The 3,726-nt window shown below is 43.1% G+C and carries 5 protein-coding genes; all 5 read left to right on the forward strand.

Features of this window, described 5'->3' with window-relative positions; all coding sequences use genetic code 11:
* The first annotated feature begins 170 nt into the window (after window positions 1–170).
* The gene (locus ACK5MF_RS05755; RefSeq protein WP_416920246.1) at window positions 171–905 is read left to right on the forward strand and encodes a WYL domain-containing protein; all 735 of its coding nucleotides are present in this window, start codon (window positions 171–173) and stop codon (window positions 903–905) included.
* A 30-nt stretch (window positions 906–935) separates the two neighbouring features.
* Entirely contained in the window at window positions 936–1,304 is a 369-nt protein-coding gene (locus ACK5MF_RS05760; RefSeq protein WP_416920249.1) for a hypothetical protein, read from the forward strand.
* Between the two features lie 47 nt (window positions 1,305–1,351).
* Window positions 1,352–1,579 carry a hypothetical protein gene (locus tag ACK5MF_RS05765; protein WP_416920251.1) on the forward strand — a complete coding sequence of 76 codons (228 nt, stop codon included), beginning with the start codon at window positions 1,352–1,354 and terminating at the stop codon, window positions 1,577–1,579.
* Between the two features lie 373 nt (window positions 1,580–1,952).
* Window positions 1,953–3,482, forward strand: a complete 1,530-nt coding sequence (locus tag ACK5MF_RS05770; RefSeq protein ID WP_416920253.1) for a type I restriction-modification system subunit M — start codon at window positions 1,953–1,955, stop codon at window positions 3,480–3,482.
* A 68-nt stretch (window positions 3,483–3,550) separates the two neighbouring features.
* Window positions 3,551–3,726, forward strand: a 176-nt coding sequence (locus ACK5MF_RS05775; RefSeq protein WP_416920255.1) for a transposase, incomplete at its 3' end; no start/stop codon positions are given.

Genomic DNA, 3,726 nt, shown 5'->3' on the forward strand with positions numbered 1-3,726 from the left:
CCGAGCTCAGTGATAAGCATAAGCCTCGTTAATGTTAATCGGCTCACGCTTTGGTGATGCCGATTGATGCTGTTTTCACCGTTGGACATTATGTGTCTGACCCACCTCTATTCTCCCGACATTAAATGTCCGACTCCGGTGTGGAGCTTTGATGTATTGAGAGCGTAGTCATGAGCAATAAAACCAGCATTGAAGGGTTATCCGCTTTGCTGCACACGCTGATGCTTATTCCTCAACATCGATGGATCACCGTTAGGGAGTTGCAGCAGCAGTTAGCCCTACTCGATATCCACCGCACCACGCGCAGCATTAAACGCTACCTCGATGAAGTCATTGTGGAGGTGTTTAATGTGGAATGTGATTCGATGAGCATGCCCCATGTTTATCGGAAAACTTCAGAGCAATTACTGAAGCTCAACAAGCAGGAAATGCTCTATTGGCAACTGACCAACAAGTACTTACTACCGCTGGTTCCTGATGCACTGAATTATGGACAAGGGTCCTCCTCGGAGAGAGACAAACCCTTGCCACACAAGGGTTCAGCACATTCAAAAGAGCAAGAATGGTTAGCAAAAGTACATGTGGCATTGCCCACTATTCGTGAGTGGAGTAACGAGCAACGGCAAGTGTTGAATGCGGTACATACGGCATTACTGCACAACCGTATGCTCAAGATATCTAGCCAAGTATTGCAGCAAGAGAAGGCGCTCATTGATCCTCTGGGACTCTCGGTTCAGTGTGACGCGCTCTTGCTGCTCTTTCGATTATCCGGTCAAAACAAGATACGCACCCTAGCTTTGCCTTTGATTGATGAGGCCAGTGTATCGACGTTTTCTTTTACCTATCCGACTGATTTCAATCTTGAGCGGTTCATGCGTGAACACGATGAAGTCAGTGCGCCCTGAATTTCACTCACCGATAAGGAGAGCACCGTTATGACATTAACCAACACCCTACTCCGATACGCCGCTATGACCATCCTGTTTATCGGACTCACCGCTTGTGGCGACCAAGAAGAAACTCAAGCAGCAACGGCAGATATTGAGGTGTCGATATCAACTAACCCTCATTGGGGGACATTGGTCTTTGACCTGCAAGCCATCACCGACAACACCGTAATTAGCAATGTAGTGATTAACCGTGGCAACTGCCGATTACCTGCGGGGACTACCTCAGAGCTCTCAAGAAACGTTTCATTAAAGTTCGGCCAAACCTACACCGGATACAGCAACAACTGCACCGTGGACAGCGTGAAAGACATCGAAGTCACCTCCAGTGCTGGCACTTTTGTCTACACCTTCTAACTTCCAATTCTCAAATAACACACTCAACCAAATCGTAAGGATAAACTATGAAAAAATCATCTCTACTCATTGCTACAGCGCTAGTTTTCTCAACCTCTTCTGCTTTTGCTGGTGGAACACTGGGCGGCAGCCCATCCACAGATTCGGGAGCCGTCAACGTCAGTGTGGGCAAATGCACTCAATACAAAATGGATGTGAAAGCGGCGCAGCAGAAAGGTAAGGACGTAGCGAGCATCACCGTTCCTGAAGGCTGTGAAGCAGTCAAAGAAAAGTAATACCTACCACCAGCAACGGTAAAAAACGACAATGGGGAGCAATCACGCTCCCCATTCTTTTTTTTTGCTTCTATACACAAACTGCACAATCAATAAACTGCCCTTCTAAACTTCTTTTGGACATAAATGTATCGGACAACTTGCTAAATTGGTAAAAGACTCATTAGCTCAAGTGGGGAAAGCTTAACTAAATACATAGTAAAACCAGCTCCCATTGCACCTATCAACGCATCACGAAACGCGACAAGGACGTCAAAGAAAGATGAAAGAATGTAAGTATCACACAAATTACACTCGTAGCAGTTATTTATGCCACTACATGCAATTGCTTTGGTAAACTACCTACCAAAAATTTGTATGTGACAGAATTAAAATGCTCGAAGAACATCAATTTGAACTACGTAAACAACTCTGGAAAATCACTAATCATGTCCGTGGCTACATGCATGCGGATACGTTTCGCGAATACACTCTAGGGTTATTGTTTTACAAGTATCTATCGGAAAATCTAGTCAATTTCGCCGATGAACTACTTTCTGAGGATGGCTTAAACTTTGCCGATTTAGATGAAAAAAACGGAAAAGGCAAAGAACTTATCCAAACGCTCCGAGAAGAAGCTATTGATGATTTAGGCTATTTCATTCAGCCAAAGGCTCTTTTCCATGCATTGACCAAAGAAGGACAAACGAGCGAAAGCATTATTGAAAAATTAAAAACAACACTATTCGAAATTGAAAATAGTTCACTTGGCTCAGGCAGTGAGCAGGATTTTTATGGGTTATTTGACGAGTTAGATCTTAACTCAAATTCACTTGGTCGTTCACCATCGCAACGCAATACACTGATTGTTCAAATAATGACGGATCTTGATGTAATCCAGTTTGATTTTAATAGCAATGCAAGTGATGTTCTTGGTGATGCGTACGAATACCTTATTAGTATGTTTGCAAGTAATTCAGGAAAAAAAGCTGGGGAGTTTTACACTCCGCAAATGGTGTCAAAGCTGCTCGCTAAACTGTCGACCTTAAATAATGATTCTATTAATTCTGTTTACGATCCAACTTGCGGATCTGGCTCACTGTTACTTCAAGTAGCGAAGGAATCAAATAACCCACATATCAAATACTACGCTCAAGAACGTAACCGTAGTACTTATAACCTAGCTCGCATGAACATGATCATGCATAAAGTTAATTATCGTGAATTCGACATTAGGCTAGCTGACACTCTGGAATCTCCACAGCATCGAGGACTCAAGTTTGATGCAGTAGTTGCAAACCCGCCATTCTCTATGTCATGGGCGGCGAAACCAGAATTACTCAAAGATGAGCGATTTGCAGAGTACGGTTCCCTAGCACCAAAAGCAAAAGCAGATTTCGCTTTCATCCAGCATATGCTCTATCAGCTAAGCGATCACGGCACAATGGCGGTAGTCGTTCCACATGGAGTACTCTTCAGAAAAGGAGCAGAAGGGCGTATACGTCAATTCTTGATACAAGAAAAAAACTGCTTAGATGCCGTCATAGGGCTGCCTGCCAATATTTTTTATGGGACCGGGATACCAACTTGCATTTTGGTTTTCAAAAAGGAGAGGCAAAACAGCAATAATGTTCTTTTTATTGATGCTAGCCAGAGTTACAAAAGCGGCTCTCACCAAAATTACATCAGCGAAGAAGACATACTAAGCATCATACATTCAACAATACAACGGGAGAATATTAAAAATTTTACTGCTGTTGTTTCCGTTTCGGAGCTAGAAGAAAATGACTATAACCTCAATATATCGAGATATGTTGATGCTTCACCTCAAGCACTTTATCTGCAGGGCTTAAAAGAACAGCTACAAGAATTCGAACCAAGTCTACTTTACCATAATGCACAGCAGATTCTGCATCTTATGTAGTGGTACAGTGAATTTGGCCACCTGAATAGAGGTGTTAAGATACACCTCAGAGACAAACAGGTGATTTTATGACAAATCGTACAAGACGCACTTTTAGTGCGGAATTCAAACTTGAAGCAGCACAATTAGTAACAGAGCATGGCTATTCGGTTATCGAAGCCGCTAAAGCAATGAATGTAAGTCAATCAGCAATGGATCGCTGGGTACGGCAACTCAAGCAAGAGCAACGAGGCATTGCACCGAA

This window comes from Vibrio sp. (assembly GCF_047973365.1).
GTDB lineage: Bacteria > Pseudomonadota > Gammaproteobacteria > Enterobacterales > Vibrionaceae > Vibrio.

Excerpts from the sequence above, each read along its gene's own strand:
- ACK5MF_RS05755 (WP_416920246.1), top strand. The coding sequence starts at position 171 with ATGAGCAATAAAACCAGCATTGAAGGGTTATCCGCTTTGCTGCACACG.
- ACK5MF_RS05760 (WP_416920249.1), top strand. The coding sequence starts at position 936 with ATGACATTAACCAACACCCTACTCCGATACGCCGCTATGACCATCCTG.
- ACK5MF_RS05770 (WP_416920253.1), top strand. The coding sequence starts at position 1,953 with ATGCTCGAAGAACATCAATTTGAACTACGTAAACAACTCTGGAAAATC.
- ACK5MF_RS05765 (WP_416920251.1), top strand. The coding sequence starts at position 1,352 with ATGAAAAAATCATCTCTACTCATTGCTACAGCGCTAGTTTTCTCAACC.